The following is a 20,066-nucleotide window of genomic DNA, read 5'->3' as shown; positions in this document are numbered from 1 at the left end:
GAAAAAATCGCGTCTGGGCCAAATTGTGCAGCTGCAGGCCGGGATATCGTGCTTTAGGCGCCGAAAATCAAGCGCAACCTGACCCGCGGGAGCTTCAGCCACCCAGCATCCGGCTGACGATCCGCGCGGCGTAATCCACGGTCGGGATCACCCTGGCATAGTTCAGCCGCGTCGGCCCGATCACGCCGAGGACGCCCACGATATGGCCGGCGCCATCGCTGTAGGGCGCGATGATGGTGGAGGAACCCGACAGCGAAAACAGCTTGTTTTCCGAACCGATGAAAATCCGCACGCCTTCGGCGCGTTCGGCGCGGCCCAACAGATCGATCACGCCGCGTTTGGTCTCGAGATCGTCGAACAGCCGCCTGACCCGCTCCAGATCCTCCAGCGCGTGCAGGTCTTCCAGGAGATTGGCGTGACCGCGCACGATCAATTGCCGGTCTTCGTGCGCGCCACCGGACCAGCTCGCGAGCCCGGCGGCGATCACCTTCTGGGTCAATTGATCGAGTTCGGCGCGGTCTTGCGTCAGCGCGGTTTCGAGCTCGAGGCGCGCTTCCGCCAGCGTCCGTCCCCGGATCCGCGCATTGAGAAAATTGGTCGCCTCCGTCAGCGCCGAGGAGGGAACGCCAGGCGGCAGCGTCAATACGCTGTTTTCGACCTGGCCGTCCTCGCTGACCAGCACCACCAGCGCCTTTTCCGGCTCCAGCCGTACGAACTCGATGTGTTTCAGCCGCGAATTGGATTTGGCGGTCAGCACCACCGCCGCCGCGCGGGTCAGGCCGGACAGCCGGGTTAAGGCTTCGCCGAGCGCCGCCTCGACGGATTGTGCCCGGCCGACCGACGCGAGCTGGGTCTGGATCGATTGCCGCTCCGGTTCGGTCAGGTCGCCGACCTGCATCAGGGCGTCGACGAAGAAACGCAGGCCCAGTTCGGTCGGCATCCGGCCGGCCGAGGTATGCGGGGCGTAGACTAGGCCAAGCTGCTCGAGATCCGACATCACATTGCGCACCGAGGCCGGCGACAGCGGTACCGCGATCAGGCGCGAAAGATTGCGTGAGCCGACCGGTTCGCCGGTAGCGAGATAACTCTCGACGATTTGACGAAAAATATCCCGCGAGCGCTCGTTGAGCTGGGCGAGGCCGGCATTTGGCGCGATCAGGCCAATCGGATCGTGGTGGGCCACTGGCTACTCCCTCAACTGCTCCCTAATCTGTCGCTCTCCGGCCTCCCTTACAAGCGGACATTGCAGTCTATGCCGCTTGACGGCTAATGCCCCTTGCCGCTGCCGCCTCCCCCTCTTACAAGCACCGCGAACGCTGGTTTTTCGCGAATTTTCGTAACTGCTGGAGGATTTCCCATGCGGCCAAGCCGCCGTGCGCCAGATGAACTGCGCGCCGTGTCGCTCGAACGCGGGGTCGTGAAGTACGCCGAAGGCTCCTGCATGGTCAAATTCGGCGATACCCACGTCCTGGTGACGGCCACGCTGGAAGAGCGGCTGCCGCCCTGGCTCAAGGGCCAGGGCCGGGGCTGGGTCACGGCGGAATATGGCATGCTGCCGCGGGCGACCTTGGAGCGTACCCGCCGCGAGGCCTCCGCCGGCAAGCAAAATGGCCGCACCGTCGAAATCCAGCGCCTGATCGGCCGCTCGCTGCGCGCCACCGTTGATCTGGTGGCCCTCGGCGAGCGCCAGATCACGGTCGATTGCGACGTGATTCAGGCCGATGGCGGCACCCGAACGGCCTCGATCACCGGCGCCTGGGTCGCCTTGGCCGACTGCATCGGCTGGATGAAGACCCGCAACATGCTCAAGGGTAACAACGTGCTGCGCGACAATGTGGCGGCGATCTCCTGCGGCATCTATGGCGGTACGCCGGTGCTCGATCTCGATTACGCCGAGGATTCCGAGGCCGACACCGACGCCAATTTCGTCATGACCGGGGATGGCCGGATCATCGAGGTCCAGGGCACCGCGGAAAAGACCCCGTTTTCGCAGGATGAGTTCCTGGCGCTGATGGCGCTGGCGCGCAAAGGCGTGGCGCGGCTGGTGGATTTGCAAAAAATGGCCGTGGCGTGATTTCGAAAGCGCTATAACGGGCACATGCACCGCCGAATCACTGGCCAGATCGTGATCGCGACCCATAATCCCGGCAAGCTCGCCGAGATGCGCGAGCTGCTGGCGCCCTATGGCATCGAGGCGGTGTCGGCCGGCGAACTTGGCTTGGGCGAACCGGACGAGACCGGCAAGACCTTTCAAGCCAATGCCCGGATCAAGGCGGTCGCGGCGGCGCAGGCAGCGAAGCTCCCAGCCTTCGCCGATGATTCCGGTCTCGTGGTCGACGCGCTGGACGGCGCGCCCGGAATTTACTCCGCGCGCTGGGCTGGTCCCTCCAAGGATTTTGGCGCCGCGATGGCGCGTATCGAACGGCTGTTGCAGGAGCGCGGCGCCACCGCGCCCGACCAGCGCAAAGCGCATTTCGTTTCCGCGCTGTGCGTGGCCTGGCCTGACGATCATGTCGAAGAGGTCGAAGCGCGCGCCGACGGCACGCTGGTGTGGCCGCCGCGCGGCAGCGCCGGCTTCGGCTACGATCCGGCGTTCCTGCCCGACGGGCATACGCGGACCTTCGGCGAAATGACCAGCATCGAAAAGCATGGCCTGCCGCCGCTCGGCCTCGGGCTGTCGCACCGCGCCCGTGCCTTCGTCAAACTGGCGGAGATTTGCCTTGAGCCGCGCTGAGCAAAAGGCTTTCGGCGTTTACGTGCACTGGCCGTTTTGCCTGTCGAAATGTCCGTATTGCGATTTCAACAGCCATGTCCGTCATGCCCCTGTCGATGAGGAGCGTTTTGTCCGCGCCTTCGCGCGCGAGATCGAAACCACGGCGGCGCGCGCGCCGGGCCGCGAGGTATCTTCGATTTTCCTCGGTGGCGGCACGCCCTCGCTGATGCAGCCGCAAACCGTCGGCGCGATCCTGGATGCGATCGGCAAGCATTGGCGCGTGGCTGCTGATGCCGAAGTAACCCTCGAGGCCAACCCCACCAGCGTCGAGGCGACGCGCTTTCGCGGCTATCGCACGGCCGGCGTCAACCGGGTCTCGCTCGGCGTGCAGGCGCTGGACGATGCCTCGCTGAAGGCGCTGGGACGGCTGCATACCGCGCGGGAAGCGCTCGATGCGGTCGCGATCGCGCGCGCTGCGTTCGATCGGTACTCGTTCGATCTGATTTACGCCCGCCCCGATCAGACGCCGGCGATGTGGGCCGATGAATTGAAGCTCGCGATATCGGAAGCCGCCGAGCATCTGTCGCTCTATCAGCTCACCATCGAAGAGGGCACGCCGTTCTTCGGCCTGCATCAAGCGGGCAAGTTGAAAACGCCCGATGAGGCCGTCGCGCGGGCGCTGTATGATGTGACGCAGGAAGTCTGCGCCGCGCAGGGCCTGCCGTCCTACGAGATTTCCAATCACGCCCGGCCAGGCGCCGAATGCCGGCATAATCTGATCTATTGGCGCGGCGAGGAATATGCCGGCGTCGGACCCGGCGCGCATGGCCGGCTCGACATCGATGGCGCAAGGCATGCGATCGCCACCGAAAAGCGGCCCGAGGCCTGGCTGATGCGCGTCGAGGCCAACGGCCATGGCGTCGTCACCGACGATCTGCTCAACAGCGAAGAGCGCGCCGACGAGTTTTTGCTGATGGGGCTGCGGCTCGCCGAAGGCATCGATCCCAAACGCTATACGGCGCTGTCGGGCCGGATGCTCGATCCCAAGCGCATCGCGCTCTTGCGCGAGGAAGGCGCCATCATGGTCGATGACGACGGACGGTTGCGGGTAACCCAGGCCGGTTTCCCGGTACTGGATGCCGTGGTGGCGGATCTGGCGGCGTAATTACGCCCCAGAACCATTAAGCCCCAAAACTCTTCGGCGATCCCGCGACCGGCACGCCGCCGCCTGACCCCACGCGCATGACCGCGAGGCCGCGTTCGTTGGTGCCGTCGGCGCGAAACCGGAACAGGCCATCGATGCCGGCAAAGCCGGATGGATTGGTCAGGACGTCAGGCGAAAAACGCTGCTGCCCCTGGGTTCGCGCCAGAGCGGCGACCAGCGCCACCGCGTCATAGGCCAGGGTCGCGGTGCGAACCGGATCGGAGCCGTATTTGGCGCGATAGCGCGCCGAAAAACTGCGGAAGCCGGCCGGATCCGGCGCGGCATAAAGGCCGCCTTGCAAGGCCGGGCTGGCAAACACCCGCGGATTGTCCCACAGGCCAGTGCCGAGCAACTGGATGTTTCGCAAATTGGCGCCCGCCGCGGTCAGCGCGTCGGCCGTCGCCACCACCGAATCGCCGTCATCGGCGATGAACAGCGCGTCGGCCGACCCCAGCGCCTGAGCGACGGTGCGCGCCGGGCCGGCGCGATCGGCGCCGTATTTTTCAAACGCCACGATGCGCCCGCCCTTGCGGCCGACGGCCTGCTTGAAGGCGGCTTCCACCACATTGCCATAGGCGTTTTCGGGCAACAGCGCGGCAAAGGATCGCTTGCCGATGCCGGCTGAATATTCGACGATCCGGTTGACGTCGGTTTCCGGCAGGAAGCTCAGGAGATAGACGCCGCGGCCGGCGATGCTCGAATCGGTCGAGAACGCGATCACCGGAACGTTGCGGGTGCGCGCCAATTGCGCCGTCGCCGGCACCGAGAGCGCAAAGAGCGGGCCCAGGATGATCTCGGCGCCTTCGGCGAGCGCCTGTTGGGTGCCCTGCTGCGCGCCCTGCGCGTTGCCGCCGTCGTCCTTGATCAGGAGCTGGATGTTGGGATTCTGGAACTCCGCCAGCGCCATTTCCGCGGCATTCTTCATCGATTGCGCCGCGACCGCGGCATTGCCGGACGCCGATAGCGGCAGCAGCAGTCCGACCTTGACCTGTCCGTTCCCGACCGCCTCCGACTGCTGCGGCGGTCCGGCGGGACCCGGCGCCGGGCCGGGCTGCGACGAACTGAACGGGCTGGAAAACTGGCTAAGGCTCTGCTGCACGCCGGCGCAGGCCCCCAGCAAGGGCGCGCCGAGGATCAAACCGACCGCCGACCGCCGGGTTGCCCCGGCAGGCTGAGCCCCCGACGACCGGACTTCCCCGGCCGGAGGCTTGGTATTGAGCGGACCCACCATCACTTCTCTTCTCTTGACCGACCGAAACCGGCCAGAACGTCACCCTGTCGACGATCAAGGCGGGTGGATTCAGGCATATTGTCGGCGAATAGTTAACCAAAACAAAAGGATTATGACCCTGCGACCTGACGCCGGTTGCAGGAAACCGTCCCTTCAACAACGGCTCCACCCCGCTGTGGCGCAAGTGCCGCGTCCCCTCTAGAGCCTATTCCGTTCCGATAGAATCGGAACGGGGCTCTAGTCTTTTGTTTTGACGCGTTTTCTTCACGCGAACCGGTGCCCACTTCGCTCGAAAACGCTATAGATTGGTATGATGCGCGCAAAAGCTACCTCCATTGTGGGATCGGAAGACGCCGAGGGTTCTGCCGGCAGGACCTTTGCCATCGGTCCCCATCTCCTGACTGCGCCGAAAGCAGCACCCGGGCTTCATCTGGTGGCGACCCCGATCGGCAATCTCGGCGACATCACGCTACGGGCGCTGGAAACCCTGGCCGCGGTCGACATGATCGCCTGCGAAGATACCCGCATGACGCGGCGGCTGACCGAGCGCTACGGGATCACCGCGCAACTGACGTCCTATCACGAACACAACGCCACGCTGGCGCGGCCCAAGATCCTGCAACGGCTGGCGCAGGGCGCTTCGATCGCGCTGGTTTCCGATGCCGGGACTCCGCTGATTTCCGATCCGGGCTTCAAGCTGGTCCGCGAGGTCTGTGCCGCCGGTCATGCCGTGATCGCGCTGCCGGGGCCATCCTCGGTGCTGGCGGCGCTGTCGGTGGCGGCGCTGCCGACCGACCGGTTTTTCTTCGAGGGCTTTCTGCCCCACAAGCAGACCGCGCGCCGGACCCGGCTGACCGAACTGGCGCGGATCGACGCCACGCTGGTGATGTTCGAATCCGGCAGCCGCGTGCAGGACACGCTGGCCGATCTGGCGGCCATCCTGGGCGACCGTGACGCCGCGATCTGCCGCGAGATGACAAAACTGCACGAGGACATCAAGCGCGGACCGGTGTCGCACCTGGCGCGATCGGCCGATACGCTGGAGACGCGCGGCGAATTCGTGCTGGTGATCGGCCCGCCGGCGGGCACCGCGGTCATGGCCGCCGATCAGCTCGACCAGCTGTTGCTCACCTCACTCGAACGCGACAGCCTCAAGGACGCGGTGGCGCACGCGGTCGAATTGTCGGGACGGCCCCGCCGCGAGATCTATGCCCGCGCGCTGGAGCTGTCCAAGCGGCGCGATGCGGAAGACCAAGATAGCGAAGATCGCCAAGTCGGCCAAGATAACGGTGACGATGACAAAGGCTGAGGACATCGGTGGGGCCAAGCCAGCGGCCGCGAAGACAGCGGCGCCGGAGCGCGTGGCGGCGTTTCGCACCGGGCTGTCCGCCGAAGCCCGCGCCGCCGCTTTCCTGATGGCCAAGGGCTATCGCATCCTCGCCAAACGTTTTCGAACCCCCTATGGCGAGATCGACCTGGTGGCGCGGCGCCGTAACGTCGTCGCGTTCGTCGAGGTCAAGGCCCGCGCCACGCTCGATGACGCCGCCTATGCGGTGACGCAACGCCAGCAGCGGCGGATCATCGATGCCGCCCAAGCCTGGCTGATGGCGCATCCCGAACATGCCGAATTCGAGCTGCGTTTCGATGCCATGCTGATTGCGCCGCGACGTCTGCCGCGCCATCTGTTAGCAGCATTCGACGCCAGCACCTGAAGACCCACCAACCCCGCGGACCAACCCATGAAACTGAATGTCGCCGTCCAGATGGACCCCATCGCGCGTATCAATATTCGCGGCGATTCAACCTTCGCGCTGCTGCTGGAGGCGCAGAAGCGCGGCCATGCATTGTCTTACTACACCCCGGACAAGCTGTCGCTGCGCGGCGAAGAGGTAGTGGCACCGGTTCAGGTACTGACCGTGCGCGACGAGGCCGGCGATCATTTTACCCTGGGCGAACCGAAGCGCGAGCCGCTCGCGGCATTCGACGTGATCCTGCTGCGGCAGGATCCGCCATTCGATCTCGCCTACATCACCTCGACGCATTTGCTCGAACGCCTGCACCCCAAGACGCTGGTGGTGAACGACCCGGCCAGCGTGCGCAACGCGCCGGAAAAGATCTTCGTGATGGACTTTCCGCATCTGATGCCGCCGACATTGATCTCGCGCGACCTCGACGAGATCAACGCGTTTCGAGACGAGCACGGTGCGGTGGTGATGAAGCCGCTGCACGGCCATGGCGGCGCCGCGGTGTTTCGGGTGATGCCGCAGGACATGAATTTCGGCTCGCTGTTCGATATGTTTTCGGTGACGTTCAGGGAGCCCTGGGTGATCCAGCGCTTCCTCCCCGAGGTCAAGCACGGCGACAAGCGCATTATCCTGGTCGACGGCGAATTCGCCGGCGCGGTCAATCGCGTGCCGGCGCCGGACGACCTGCGTTCCAACATGGTGCGCGGCGGCGCCGCGCAGGCTACCGAGCTGTCGGCGCGCGAGCGCGAGATCTGCGCCACGCTGGCCCCGCATTTGCGCGAGCGCGGCCTGTTGTTCGTCGGCATCGACGTGATCGACGGCAACCTCACCGAGATCAACGTGACCTCGCCGACCGGCATCCGCGCCATCGCCCGGCTCGGCGGTCCGGATGTCGCCGCCAAGATCTGGGACACCATCGAGGCGAAGCGCGCAAAAGCATAAGTCCAACTCGCTTCGCGAAGCGACGTCCCGAAGATATCGGCATTGCCGTCGATCCCGGCGCGCTGCGCGACTTCTATATGCATGCCCGTATCGTCACACCCGCTGCAACGCGCTGCCGGTACGCGGCCAACCAGCGCCGGGCTCGATTTAAGAACCGCGGATTTGTTTTCGAACGATAACGCTCCGTTCACCATGCCGATAAATCCCTGCATAGCTTTACTAAAACGCCGCGCTCCTCAAGCTCGCTTATACTTTTGCTGCTTAGTCATAAGGAGGGATAGGGCTGAAGCTGTCACCAAGCAGCTCAGGCTTCTGGCGTAAGAGTAGATCGTAAAGCGTATGTATACCGCGCGCATCATCGTCCTGATCATCGCGCTCGGCGCCGGCGCCATCGCGGCGTATCTGGCAAGCGGCGTCGGGCCCGACAACAGGTCCGCACCGGCCCAACAGGCTGTGCAACTGCCGACCGTGGACGTTCTCGTCGCGAAATCCGACATCGGCCTCGGCCAATCGGTCAAGCCGGAGGATCTGCAATGGCAGACCTGGCCGGCGGCGACCGCCAGCAACAGCTTCATCCGCCGCAACGAACGGCCCGAGGCAACGACCCAGATCGCCGGCTCGATCGCGCGCGCTCCCTTCATCGCCGGCGAGCCGATCCGCGAGCTGAAGCTGGTGAGGGCCGACGGGTCGGGCTTCATGGCGGCGATCCTGCCGACCGGCATGCGCGCCATCTCCACCGAAATCACGCCGGAGACCGCGGCCGGCGGCTTTATCCTGCCCAACGACCGGGTCGACGTCATTCTTTCGAAGCATGAGAAGAATCCGGACAGTCGCGCCGGCATGACCGACATCGTCAACTCGGAAATCATCCTGACTAACATTCGCGTTCTCGCGATCGACCAGGCGCCGAAGGAAAAAGACGGACAGAACGCCGTGGTCGGCAGGACGGTGACGCTCGAATTAAAGCCCGAGCAGACCGAGACGCTCGCCCGCGCGCGCCAGAGCGGCTCGCTGTCGCTGGCGTTGCGCAGCATCGCCGACATCAACGCCGTCGCAAGCAAGGCCGACGAGCAGACCGCAAAGCGCGGCGACACCATCAACGTGATCCGCTACGGCGTCTCGTCGCCGACGACAACACAGAAATAACCAAGACACAGAAGTGACCAAGAGGACGACCGACATGAACTGCAGGGAAAATCAGCGGAGGATGCCGGCCTTTGTGGTCCGTCTCGTGTCGTTCCCGACCGTCGCTGTGCTGACGCTGAGCCTCGCCCTGCTGCCCGTTACGCCGAGCCGTTCCGGCGCCGCGGAGATCACCACCGGTAGCTCGCAGAAGACACGCTTTCTTTCGCTCGGCATCGGCAAATCCGTGGTTCTCGATTTGCCGCGCGACGTCAAGGACGTGCTGGTCGCCAATCCCAAGGTCGCGAACGCCGTCGTCCATTCGTCGCAGCGCGCCTATGTGATCGGCGCGGAGGTTGGCCAGACCAACATCGTGTTCTTCGATTCCGACGGCCAGCAGATCGCCGCCTATGACATCGCCGTCACGCGCGATCTCAACGGCATCCGCGCCGCCTTGAAGCAGACGGTGCCGAACGCCGAGATCAGGATCGAAGGCCTCGGCGACGGCGTGGTGATGACCGGTTCAGTGTCTAGTCCGCTCGAAGCGCAACAGGCGGGCGATCTTGCCAAGCGGCTGGTCGGGGACGCCGACAAGGTCGTCAACAACATCGCCGTCCGCAGCCGTGACCAGGTGATGTTGAAAGTCACCGTCGCCGAAGTCTCGCGTTCGATCATCAAGCAGATGGGCATCGATCTCAGCGCCAAACTGAATTACGGCAACTCGGTCGTCACCTTCAACAATTCGAACCCGTTCACCGCGAACAATACGCCGCTGGTGGCCGGCAACGCGGTGACCGGCGCGTTCGGCTCCAACCCGTCGGTCCAGGCCACCTTGCGAGCGATGGAAAGTGCCGGCGTGGTACGAACGCTGGCCGAACCGAACCTCACGGCGATCTCGGGTGAGTCCGCGACCTTTATCGCCGGCGGCGAATTTCCGGTTCCCGCGGGCTACACCTGCCAGCCGACGACAACGACCAGCACCGCGCAGCAATGCCAGCTTTCGGTCGCCTACAAGAAGTTCGGCATCTCGCTCAACTTTACGCCGGTCGTGCTCGATGAGGGCAAGATCAGCCTGCGGGTGATGACCGAAGTATCCGAAATCTCGCAAGACAATTCCGTCAATCTCAACGGCGTCACGATCCCTTCGATCAAGACCCGCCGCGCCGAAACCACGCTGGAGCTCCCGTCGGGCGGCTCGATGGCGATGGCCGGCCTGATCCAGGAGCAAACCAAGCAGGCCGTCAACGGAATGCCCGGCGCAGACCAATTGCCGATCCTTGGACAGCTCTTCAGAAGCCAGGACTTCGTCAACAACCAGACCGAACTGATGGTTCTGGTGACGCCCTATGTGGTTCGGGCGGTTGCCCAGAAAGAATTGTCGCGCCCGGATGACGGGTTTGCGCCCGCCTCCGATGCCCAATCGGCGTTGCTGGCCCGCATCAATCGAATTTATGGCGTTTCCGGCCGTCCCGAACAGGTCGCGGGCTCCCAGTGGAATTTTGGCTTTATCACCGACTGAGACGGAATGGCCCGGCCGACACGGGACGAGGACGAAAACGATGACCACGAGAACACCGATTGATCGCTATCGGGCGCTGTGCCTGCTGGGCGCGCTGGTTGGCCTTTCCGTCGCACTGGGGGCGTGCACCAATACCGGCGGAGAAGTCGTGACCGCGAGCGTTCCCGACGACTACCGTCAACGCCATCCGATCGCGCTTCAGGAAGCGGAGCAGTCGGTCGTGATCTTCGTCGGCCATGCGCGCGGCGGCCTGTCGGCATCGCAACGCGCCGACGTGATCGGGCTGGCCCAGACCTGGCGCCGCGAAGGCACCGGCGGGATCGTCGCCGATGTGCCGGTCGATACGCCGAACGCGGCGTCGGCCGCGGATACGCTTCGCGAAATTCGATCGCTGCTGACGGCGGTCGGTGTGCCCTCGCATGGCATCACGGTGCATCGCTATCACCCGGACGACCCGCGCCTCCTGGCAACGATCCGGCTGAATTATTCGAAGATCTCGGCGACCGCCGGGCCCTGCGGCGTGTGGCCCGCGGATCTCGGGCCGTCGATCTCAAACCCCGGCTATACCGAGAACAAGGAATACTACAATTTCGGTTGCGCCTATCAACGCAACATGGCGGCAATGGTCGACAACCCGTCGGATCTCGTCCAGCCGCGGACCGAAAGCGCGACCTACACCGCGCATCGCACCGAGGCTTTCGAAAAATATCGCAAGGGTACCGCGACCGCGACCACTTATCCCGATAGCGAGAAGGCCAAACTCAGCGACGCAGGCAAATGATCAGTCACGCCAGTCAGAATTCCAAGGAAGAGCCGGACGGCACCCGCAGCGCGGACGATTACATCGCTCCCGCACCAAGGGTGTCGGTGCAGGCGTTTTGCGAAACCGAACGAACCGCCACCGCGGCGCGCGCGGCGGGCGAAGACCGTCGCCTGGCCAAGGCCCATCTCTCGGTTCAAATGGGCGGCATGGCGGCTGCCATCGAGACCTACCACACGGTGCCCACGCCGAACGTGATCATCCTGGAAACCGAGGGCAACGGCGACATTCTGGCCAACCTCGATGAACTCGCCACCGTGTGCGATGCCGGAACCCGCGTCGTCGTGATCGGCCATGTCAACGATAGCGTACCCTATCGCGAGTTGGTGCGTCGCGGCGTCAACGACTACGTCGTTGGGCCGGTCGAGACTCTCGACGTGGTGCGTTCGATCTGCAGCCTGTTCTCGGCATCGGAGGCGGTAACCGCCGGCCGCATCATCGCCGTCGTCGGCGCCAAAGGCGGCGTCGGCGCATCGACCGTCGCGCATAATGTGGCCTGGGCGATCGCGCGGGACCTCGCGCTGGATTCCGTGGTCATCGATCTCGACCTCGCCTTCGGCACCGCCGGCCTCAACTACAATCAGGACCCGTTGCAGGGCATCGCCAATGCGGTGTTCTCGGCCGACCGGCTCGATACCGCGGTGATCGACCGCCTGCTCGCGAAACGCACCGACCGCCTCAGCCTACTCGCGGCGCCGGCATCGCTCGAACGGGTTTACGATTTCGGCACCGAGGCGTTCGATTCGATCTTCGATACGTTGCGCATGACGACGCCCTGCATCGTGCTGGACGTTCCGCACCAATGGTCGGGATGGACAAGGCGGGCATTGATCGGCGCCGACGACATCCTGGTCGTGGCCGAGCCGGACCTCGCCAATCTGCGCAATACCAAGAACATGTTGAACCTGCTGAAAGCGCAGCGACCCAACGACCGCATGCCGCTGTATTGTCTCAATCAGGTCGGCATGCCGAGGCGGCCGGAGATTGCTGCGAGCGGATTCGTCAAGACCGTCGAGACCCAGCCGATCGCTTCGATCCCGTTCGATTCGCGAATGTTCGGCATGGCCGCCAACAACGGCCAGATGATCGCCGAAATCTCCGCCAATCATCGCCTCGCCAAGATGTTTCTGCAGATCGCGCGACGGCTGACGGGCCGCAGCGACGTCAAGAAGCCGCAGCGTTCGTTGCTATCGCCGATCATCAACAGATTGCGGGCAAAGCAGGGCGTCGCGTAAGCGCCTGCCGCAAGGCTCAGTCAGCGTGCCCGGCGGTCGCCACCTTATCGGCGTCACCACGCGCATTCTGCTTCCGCGACAGCAATCGCCTCAGATAAGCACTATTGGCTGCCGCCTCCTCGGGCGGCCGACCGGCTTTCAGGATGGTGTCGGCTTCGGCAAGGCGGCCCTGCAGGCCGACCACCAGCGCCAGGTTCTGCCGCACGCGCGGATCCGCGTCGGCGTGGCTGTTGGCGCGGCGCAAGGTCTCCTCGGCCTTGGGCAGGTCTTTGGAAAGAACGTAGGAAAGACCGAGGTTGGACAGCACCGACGGTTCGTCGGGCGCGATTTTCAGCGCGCTGGCGTAATACTGACGGGCTTCGTCATAGCGGCCGAGTTGATCGAGTGCCGTGCCCTGAGCCGACAGGATGCGCCAATCGGGATTATCCGGGGAATGGGCGCGGCTGAGGACGTCGAACGCTTCCTGGAAATCGCCATTGTCCGCCAGCGCCCGGCCGTAACCGGCGAGCAGCGCCCTGTTACTGGGGTTGGCCATCGTCGCCTCTTGCAGCACGGCGACCGCCTGGGCCCGCTGTCCGCCGGCCCTCAGCGCCTTGCCGTATTGCAATGCAGCTTCGGCGTCCTTTGGATTGGCGCGAAAGCGATCGCCGTAGGCCTCGCGCTCATGCCGGGCGTCGGCAGCACTTGCCGCGGGTTTGTCGCCCAGCGACCCCGTGACATCCGAGTCCGACATGCCCGCCGTCTGGCAGCTGCAAAGCCCGAACACCAGGATCGCAGACAGCGCGGTGGGCCCAAAGAGTTTCGCGAAGCGATATTGTTCAAGCAACTGTCGACGCATTTACTTGGGCCTGTGGTCAGCGACAGGCTCGAAATGCTCACAGTAACCCTAACTTCCGGTTAAGCGGAACCGGGCGCTTCGGCCACGATCACGGACCAGCCGGGCCAATCGGACGCAAGGGTTCTAGTCGATGAATTCGGCGCCGAACTCGCAACCGATCCGCCATGCCAGCCGGCATTGACGCAGTTCTCCCGTCGACAACGTGATGGTGAAGATGGAAGGAATTTCGGGATATTCCGCGACCACCTTCAGGCCGCCTCTCGATACGTCCGTGATGGTGCAATCGCGCGGCAATGAACTGGTCCCGAACTGGATTTTGGCAGCTCTCCTGCATTCCTGACGTTCGCTTGTACGTCGATTCACCAGCATGTCGATCCCTTGTCCCGCTCGAAAATGGCGCATCAGCCACCGCATCCGGTCTACAGCAGGATCGTTGGAATACCCCTAGCGGAACCCGTCGCAATCTAGCGGTTGTCTTTGATTTCCTTTTACCGTGCCGGCTTCGGCCGAGGGCCGGGAGATCCGGCGAGACTAAACGCCGCGGAAAATAATCTTCTTTGTTCGATCGTGCGGCCTACTGCCGCCTCCGCGATCGCCTGAATCTTCTTGTCAGCGCTTGAAAGCGGGCGCAGCCTGAGCGTGCCCGCCGATCCAGTGCCCAAATCCGTCGGGCGCAAAAAAACGCAAAAATTTACAAAACAGTGGAGGAAGACGCATGACACACGATGTTTCGCGACGGTCCCTGCTTGCCCTCGGCGCCGGTCTGGCAACCGGCCTTGGTGCCACAACGATGCTCGGAAGCACCGCGTTGGCGAAGGCTCCGAAACTTGGCACCCAGTCGCCCTATTTCCATCGTTTCAATCTCGGTACCGCCGAAGTGACGGTGGTGTCCGACGGGCCGTTGCCGCTCGGCCCTCCGAAGGGCACGTTTGTCGGCATCCCGGATGAAGAAGTCCGCAAGATGCTGAGCGACAATTTCCTGTCGCCCGACAATGTCGTGCTCGAGCAGAACTCACCGATCGTCAATACCGGCGACAAGCTCGTGCTGTTCGACACCGGGATGGGCACGTCGCAATTGTTCGGGCCGACCACCGGCCGCTCGCAGAAGAGCATGGCGGAGGCCGGCATCAAGCCGGAAGACATCGATGCGGTGGTGCTGTCGCACGCCCATATCGACCATATCGGCGGCATCGTCGACGCCAGCGGCAAGGTGCTGTTCCCGAATGCGCAGTACTATATCGCGCAAAGCGATTTCGACTTCTGGACCGATGAGGGCAAGCTGGGCGGCCCGCTGAAAGACTTCGTGGTTCACGCCCGCAAGAACCTGCTGCCGGTGCGCGACCGGCTGGTGTTCTTCAAGGACGGCCAGGAATTCCTGCCCGGAATCCAGGCGATGGCGGCGCCCGGCCATACCGTGGGCCACCACATGTTCATAGTGACGTCGGGCGACAAATCCTTTGCCTTCCTCGGCGATCTCACCCATCACGCGGTGCTGCTGCTCGAAAAGCCGCTGATGGAATTTTCCTACGACACCGATCCGAAGCAGGCAGCCCAGTCGCGCGTCAAGATGCTGACCATGCTCGCGGCCAACAAGACCCCCGTGATGTCCTATCACTTCGCCTGGCCGGGTTACGGCCATGTGGCCAAGGCCGGCGACGGATTCCATTATTATCCCGAGCCGATGAAGATGCTGCTCTGAGAGCAGGCAAGATCCGGGGGTGGCCGTTAGGCTGCCCCCGGACGCTTCCATTTGCCGTCCATTATTTGTCGTCCACGCCATCGCGCCGCGTGTTCCCGTAATGTTCTTGCGCCTTTTCGCGCTTTCCGCTACCCTTGATTGAGGCAAGACGAGCAACTTGGGGCAGCATGGTCCAGCGGGTTTCCACCGTGGCGTTTGAGGGCATCGAGGCCCGCGCCGTTGACGTGCAGGTGCAGGTCGCACCTGGACTGCCCGCGTTTGCCATTGTCGGACTGCCGGACAAGGCCGTCTCCGAAGCCCGCGAGCGGGTGCGCTCGGCGTTGATCGCCTCGGGGCTGGCGCTGCCCGCACGCCGAATCACGGTCAACCTCGCGCCGGCCGATCTGCCCAAGGAAGGCAGCCATTACGATCTGCCGATCGCGCTCGGCCTGATGGCCGCGATCGGTGCTATCCCTCCGGATGCGCTCAACGGCTTTACGGTACTCGGCGAATTGGGCCTCGATGGATCGATTGCGCCGGTGGCGGGCGCATTGCCGGCGGCGATCGGCGCCAATTCGCGCGACGAGGGCCTGATCTGTCCGGCGGCCTGCGGCGCGGAGGCGGCCTGGGCAAGCCCGGATATCCAGATCATCGCCGCGAGCTCGCTGATCCAGATCGCCAACCATTTCAAAGGCACGCAGGTGCTGTCGCGCCCGCAGCCGCGGGTCCGCGAACGCGAGGCCGAATTGCTGGACCTGCGCGACATCAAGGGCCAGGAAAGCGCCAAGCGGGCGCTGGAGATCGCGGCGGCCGGCGGGCATCATCTCTTGATGATCGGCTCGCCGGGCGCCGGCAAGTCGATGCTCGCGGCGCGGCTGCCCTCGATCCTGCCGCCGCTGTCGCCGTCGGAATTGCTCGAAGTGTCGATGATCGCCTCCGTCGCGGGCGAGATTCGCGACGGCGCGCTGACCGCCAAGCGGCCGTTTCGATCGCCGCATCATTCGGCCGGCATGGCGGCGCTGACCGGCGGCGGCATCCGCGCCAAGCCCGGCGAGATTTCGCTGGCGCATCAGGGCGTGCTGTTTCTCGACGAATTGCCGGAATTCGATCCGCGCGTGCTGGATTCGCTGCGCCAGCCGCTGGAGAACGGCGAGGTCTCGGTGTCGCGCGCCAATCATCGCGTGACCTATCCGGCGCGCTTCATGCTGGTCGCGGCGATGAACCCCTGCCGCTGCGGCCATGCCTTCGAGCCCGGTTATGCCTGCAAGCGCGGACGGATCGAGCGCTGCACCGGCGATTACCAATCGCGCATCTCCGGCCCGCTGATGGACCGCATCGATCTGCGCATCGAAGTGCCGGCAGTGAGCGCGAGCGATCTGATCCTGCCACCGGCGGCGGAGGGCTCGGCCGAAGTCGCCGCGAGAGTCGCCGCGGCGCGCGACATCCAGCTTGCGCGTTACAAAGCCGCGGGTCTCAAACATGTCCGCACCAACGCCGAGGCGCCGTCCGCGTTGCTGGAAGAGATCGCCAAGCTCGATCCGCAGGGAACAAAATTGTTGCGCGACGCCGCCGAGACCATGCGGCTGTCGGCACGCGGCTATCATCGCGTGCTGCGCGTCGCCCGCACGCTGGCGGACCTCGATGGCGCGGACAAGATCGGCCGGCTGCATCTGGCGGAAGCCTTGTCCTACCGCGCGCTCGCCGAGGATATGCGAAGCGCCGCCTGATACCACACCTGATTCAGTGTGCGCTCTTTCTCTTGACGCGTTTTCTTCACGCGCGAAAACGCTTTGCTCCATCAACTCATCGGTAACGAGTTTTGTTTACACTCTGCAAACCATAAGGCCCTGTGTATTGCGGGCGCTGGTCGAGTGAGTGGCCCATCATGTTGCGTTTCAAGATCCTGGTCTCGGTTGTTCCATTGATGGTGGCAGCCATCCTCGCCCGCATCGAGCTGGTGCCGGGTCCGCGGCCCTGCATCGCCGTCGGCGACCAGTCGCTACAGATCGCTTCGATGCCCTGGCATGCCGACCTTCACGTCAGCTTCACCGACGATCCGGCCGCAGCCACCGTGCGGGTCCAGATCGCCGACAGCGCCGAGGCGGCCGATTTCGCCGTGGTCGATGACGTCGACAGCGAAGAGGACAACGGCTGCGACATGAACGCGGCGACCCAGTTCGTGGCGATCTCCGGCACACCCTCGGCAACCGCGCCCGTGATCTATCTCTCGCATGACGGTCCGGCCGATTACCGGGTTTTCGTCAAGTCGCGGACCTTCACCGACCGCGAGGCAGCCGCCCTGATCGTCGGCGCCAGCGGCGGACACCCTCATCTGGCCGCAGCGTCGCTGTAGTTCAAACCTGCATTAACACTTCATTAGCCATGTTCTCATCGCGCCGCGTGAGGACGCCTGCCTTCAAGCACTTTGCAAGGTCGCCGCCCCATCGTCGGCTTCGCTACGCGACATCCGCTAGCCGTGGTTTCAGACGTCGGCCGCGCCAAGCGATCGCGGCGACGCCGGACGCCAGCACAGGATATCAAGGGGATGGGGAAGAGTTTCCGGATCAGGGTACGGATCCGCCGCTTCACGCGGCGCCACCCGTGGCTTGTCAGCGCGGTCCGCCTGTTCACGATGTTTTCGGCCGCCTTCGGCGGCGCCTATGGCTTTATCGAAGGAAGCCGGTCCGAACATTCCGGCTACGACCCCAACGCTTTTGCCCTCGGCGCCAGCTTCCTGTTCGCGATCGCCTGCGTCGGGCTCGCCGCCTTGAGCATGCGGCTGCGCTGGGTGCACCGCAGACTCCGCAAACTCGCATTGCATAATGAAACGCTGGTCGACCGCAATTGGGAATTGAAGGAGGCCGAGGAGCGCGCCCGCAGCCTGTTCGAATCGCAAGGCGACCTGATCGTGTTGCGCGATACCGAGGGCCGCATCACCTTCGCCAACGACGCCTATTGCGAACTGGCCGATCGTCCGCGCGATATCCTGATCGGCAGCCGTTTCCTCCCCACAGTGCTCGAGCAAGGCGACGCCGCGATCGAGACCAACGGCACGCGGGTTCATGACCAGAAGATTGCGGGTCCCTTGGGACCGCGATGGATCGCATGGCGCGAGGGCCTTGTTCGCTCCGACGCCGGCCAGCCGGCGGAGATGCAAAGCGTCGGCCGCGACGTCACCGACCGCACCGAAACCGAACGCGCGCTCGGCGAAGCCCGCGACCATGCGGACGCGGCCAACCGCGCCAAATCGCGCTTCCTCGCGATGGCCTCGCATGAAATCCGCACCCCGCTCAACGGCATCATCGGCATGAGCGGATTGCTGCTGGATACGCCGCTGACGCCCGAGCAGATGACCTATGCCAAGGCTGTTAAAACCTCCGGCGACGCGCTGATGTCGCTGATCGAGGAGCTCTTGGATTATTCCAAGATCGAAGCCGGCAAGATCGATCTCGAACACCGTCCGTTCTCGCTAACGGGCTTGATCGAGGACATCACCGAACTACTGGCGCCGCGGGCGCAGGCGCGACAGCTCGAGATCGCGGCCTATGTCGACGAGCGGTTGCCGGTGCACGTGGTCGGCGATGCCGCGCGGCTACGGCAAGTGCTGCTTAATCTCGCCGGCAACGCCATCAAGTTCACCTCGACCGGCGGCGTGGCGTTGATCGTCGAACCCGGAATCTGGCCCAACGAAATCAGCTTCCTGGTGCGCGACACCGGCATCGGCATCGCGCCTGAAGCGAGGCTGCGTATTTTCCGCGAGTTCGAGCAGGCCGATGAGCGCATTGCCAGGAATTATGGCGGCACCGGACTGGGGCTCAGCATCAGCGAACGCATCGTCAAGCGTATGGGCGGCCGCATCACGCTGGAGAGCCAACTGGGTGTCGGCTCGACCTTCGAGGTGTCGGTGCCGCTTGCCGCTGCCGCGCCCGAGGGCAACGACGGCGGCCGAACACCCTTCGTCGCACCGGATCTGGCCGGCCAATCCATCCTGCTGGTGGCGCCGCAAACCATCGAAGCCTCGCTGATCGCCCGGCGGCTGCAGCGTTGGGGCGGCGCGACCTGCATGGTGTCGGATATCGCGGTGGCGGAAGCCCTGCTGCCGGAACGTTCCTGGCACGCCGTGCTGCTCGATCATGCTTTCGGAGCCACCGAGGCTGCCGCGTTCGGCGAAGCTGCGCGCGTTCACGCGACGCAGCGAATCCTGATGTTCACCCCCGCCGCACGCCAGGATATCACGCTGACCTCGGCCTTCACCGGCTATCTGGTCAAGCCGTTGCGGGCGGCCTCGTTGGCGGTTCGGCTGACCGCGATGCCGGAAACGACCGCGCCGAATCTAGCCGCCGATCCCCCGATCGATATGCCCGAGCCAGCCGCACCACCGGCCGCCGCAGCGCGAGGGCTTTCCGTGCTGGTGGCGGAGGACAATGAGATCAACGCGCTGTTGATGCGTTCGCTGCTGACGCGGCTTGGCCATCACGCGGTCATCACCACCAATGGCGAGGCGGCGCTGGAATCATGGCTCGCGGCGAGATCCGCCGGCACGCCCTACGATCTCATCCTGATGGACATCCAGATGCCGCAGCTCGACGGCATCGAAGCCACCAGGCGTATCCGCGCCCGCGAGGCCGGTCAGGCCGGCCGGCCGACGCCGATCCTCGCACTCACGGCCAACACGCTGGTGGAGGATCGTTACGCCTGCTTCGAAGCCGGCATGGACGGCTTCCTGGTCAAGCCGCTCGACCGCGACAAGCTCGCCGACGCGCTGGCGGGATTGGCGGCGTCACGGCATATCGCGGCGTAGGCGAGAGCGAGAAACAACGCTAACGTCGTCCCTGCGGGCGCACCACATAAACACCGTCATCCTGAGGAGCGCGCCCTTGCGCTCGTCTCGAAGGATGGTGTTCAGCTCTGTGCTTGCGGCCATGATCTTCCCCCAAAAAAGTGGACAGGGTTAAACTGCTTTTAGCTCCATCTCGATCGGGCTGATATAGTTGATGGCGGAGTGACGCCGAGTTCGAT

Annotated in this window: 18 protein-coding genes; 14 read left to right on the top strand and 4 right to left on the bottom strand. The window is 64.4% G+C overall.

Annotated elements, in window-relative coordinates:
* Positions 1–94: 94 nt before the first annotated feature.
* Positions 95–1,183, bottom strand: a complete 1,089-nt coding sequence (gene hrcA, locus GSQ88_RS28545) for a heat-inducible transcriptional repressor HrcA (RefSeq protein ID WP_159011136.1) — start codon at positions 1,181–1,183, stop codon at positions 95–97.
* A gap of 174 nt (positions 1,184–1,357) precedes the next feature.
* On the opposite strand from hrcA, the gene rph reads away from it, so the two are divergent.
* From rph to hemW, 3 genes are read left to right on the top strand one after another with little or no spacing between them, the layout of a single operon-like run.
* On the top strand, positions 1,358–2,074 hold the full coding sequence (gene rph, locus GSQ88_RS28540) for a ribonuclease PH (protein WP_159011135.1): 717 nt from the start codon (positions 1,358–1,360) through the stop codon (positions 2,072–2,074).
* 24 nt (positions 2,075–2,098) lie between these two features.
* On the top strand, positions 2,099–2,734 hold the full coding sequence (rdgB, locus tag GSQ88_RS28535) for an RdgB/HAM1 family non-canonical purine NTP pyrophosphatase (protein WP_159011134.1): 636 nt from the start codon (positions 2,099–2,101) through the stop codon (positions 2,732–2,734).
* Positions 2,721–3,878, top strand: coding sequence for a radical SAM family heme chaperone HemW (gene hemW / locus GSQ88_RS28530; protein ID WP_159011133.1), 1,158 nt, complete (start codon positions 2,721–2,723; stop codon positions 3,876–3,878). The genes rdgB and hemW overlap by 14 nt, the downstream gene beginning before the upstream one ends.
* Positions 3,879–3,894: 16 nt before the next feature.
* Here hemW and GSQ88_RS28525 read toward each other — a convergent pair whose 3' ends face one another.
* Positions 3,895–5,148, bottom strand: coding sequence for a penicillin-binding protein activator (locus GSQ88_RS28525; protein ID WP_159011202.1), 1,254 nt, complete (start codon positions 5,146–5,148; stop codon positions 3,895–3,897).
* A 313-nt stretch (positions 5,149–5,461) separates the two neighbouring features.
* Here GSQ88_RS28525 and rsmI point away from each other — a divergent pair, with 313 nt between their 5' ends.
* The 7 genes from rsmI (at position 5,462) to GSQ88_RS28485 (ending at position 12,531) form a co-directional block, all read left to right on the top strand.
* The gene (rsmI, locus tag GSQ88_RS28515) at positions 5,462–6,457 is read left to right on the top strand and encodes a 16S rRNA (cytidine(1402)-2'-O)-methyltransferase (protein ID WP_159011132.1); all 996 of its coding nucleotides are present in this window, start codon (positions 5,462–5,464) and stop codon (positions 6,455–6,457) included.
* Positions 6,444–6,860, top strand: a complete 417-nt coding sequence (locus tag GSQ88_RS28510) for a YraN family protein (RefSeq protein WP_159011131.1) — start codon at positions 6,444–6,446, stop codon at positions 6,858–6,860. Before rsmI ends, GSQ88_RS28510 begins: the two co-directional genes overlap by 14 nt.
* A gap of 27 nt (positions 6,861–6,887) precedes the next feature.
* A complete protein-coding gene (gshB, locus tag GSQ88_RS28505; protein ID WP_159011130.1) occupies positions 6,888–7,835 on the top strand; it encodes a glutathione synthase in 948 nt (315 codons plus the stop codon).
* A gap of 339 nt (positions 7,836–8,174) precedes the next feature.
* Complete coding sequence (gene cpaB, locus GSQ88_RS28500) at positions 8,175–8,981, top strand: Flp pilus assembly protein CpaB (protein WP_159011129.1); 807 nt, start codon at positions 8,175–8,177, stop codon at positions 8,979–8,981.
* A 34-nt stretch (positions 8,982–9,015) separates the two neighbouring features.
* Positions 9,016–10,476, top strand: a complete 1,461-nt coding sequence (locus GSQ88_RS28495) for a type II and III secretion system protein family protein (protein WP_502706777.1) — start codon at positions 9,016–9,018, stop codon at positions 10,474–10,476.
* Between the two features lie 40 nt (positions 10,477–10,516).
* On the top strand, positions 10,517–11,257 hold the full coding sequence (locus GSQ88_RS28490; RefSeq protein ID WP_159011127.1) for a CpaD family pilus assembly protein: 741 nt from the start codon (positions 10,517–10,519) through the stop codon (positions 11,255–11,257).
* The gene (locus GSQ88_RS28485) at positions 11,254–12,531 is read left to right on the top strand and encodes a CpaE/TadZ family protein (protein WP_159011126.1); all 1,278 of its coding nucleotides are present in this window, start codon (positions 11,254–11,256) and stop codon (positions 12,529–12,531) included. The genes GSQ88_RS28490 and GSQ88_RS28485 overlap by 4 nt, the downstream gene beginning before the upstream one ends.
* 16 nt (positions 12,532–12,547) lie before the next feature.
* Here the strand turns inward: GSQ88_RS28485 and GSQ88_RS28480 are convergent, their stop codons facing one another.
* Both GSQ88_RS28480 and GSQ88_RS28475 read right to left on the bottom strand, forming a co-directional pair.
* Entirely contained in the window at positions 12,548–13,369 is an 822-nt protein-coding gene (locus tag GSQ88_RS28480) for a tetratricopeptide repeat protein (RefSeq protein ID WP_159011125.1), read from the bottom strand.
* Between the two features lie 123 nt (positions 13,370–13,492).
* Positions 13,493–13,738 carry a PilZ domain-containing protein gene (locus GSQ88_RS28475; RefSeq protein ID WP_174248141.1) on the bottom strand — a complete coding sequence of 82 codons (246 nt, stop codon included), beginning with the start codon at positions 13,736–13,738 and terminating at the stop codon, positions 13,493–13,495.
* A gap of 346 nt (positions 13,739–14,084) precedes the next feature.
* On the opposite strand from GSQ88_RS28475, the gene GSQ88_RS28470 reads away from it, so the two are divergent.
* The 4 genes from GSQ88_RS28470 (at position 14,085) to GSQ88_RS28455 (ending at position 19,848) form a co-directional block, all read left to right on the top strand.
* Entirely contained in the window at positions 14,085–15,068 is a 984-nt protein-coding gene (locus GSQ88_RS28470) for an MBL fold metallo-hydrolase (protein WP_159011123.1), read from the top strand.
* Between the two features lie 167 nt (positions 15,069–15,235).
* Positions 15,236–16,774 carry a YifB family Mg chelatase-like AAA ATPase gene (locus GSQ88_RS28465; RefSeq protein WP_159011122.1) on the top strand — a complete coding sequence of 513 codons (1,539 nt, stop codon included), beginning with the start codon at positions 15,236–15,238 and terminating at the stop codon, positions 16,772–16,774.
* 158 nt (positions 16,775–16,932) lie between these two features.
* The gene (locus GSQ88_RS28460) at positions 16,933–17,400 is read left to right on the top strand and encodes a hypothetical protein (RefSeq protein ID WP_174248138.1); all 468 of its coding nucleotides are present in this window, start codon (positions 16,933–16,935) and stop codon (positions 17,398–17,400) included.
* A gap of 192 nt (positions 17,401–17,592) precedes the next feature.
* A complete protein-coding gene (locus GSQ88_RS28455) occupies positions 17,593–19,848 on the top strand; it encodes a PAS domain-containing hybrid sensor histidine kinase/response regulator (RefSeq protein ID WP_159011121.1) in 2,256 nt (751 codons plus the stop codon).
* Positions 19,849–20,066 lie beyond the last annotated feature (218 nt).

Origin of the sequence: Bradyrhizobium sp. S69 (assembly GCF_009766005.1) — a bacterium.
Taxonomy (GTDB): domain Bacteria; phylum Pseudomonadota; class Alphaproteobacteria; order Rhizobiales; family Xanthobacteraceae; genus Bradyrhizobium.
This window is presented reverse-complemented; position numbering and strand designations above follow the sequence as displayed.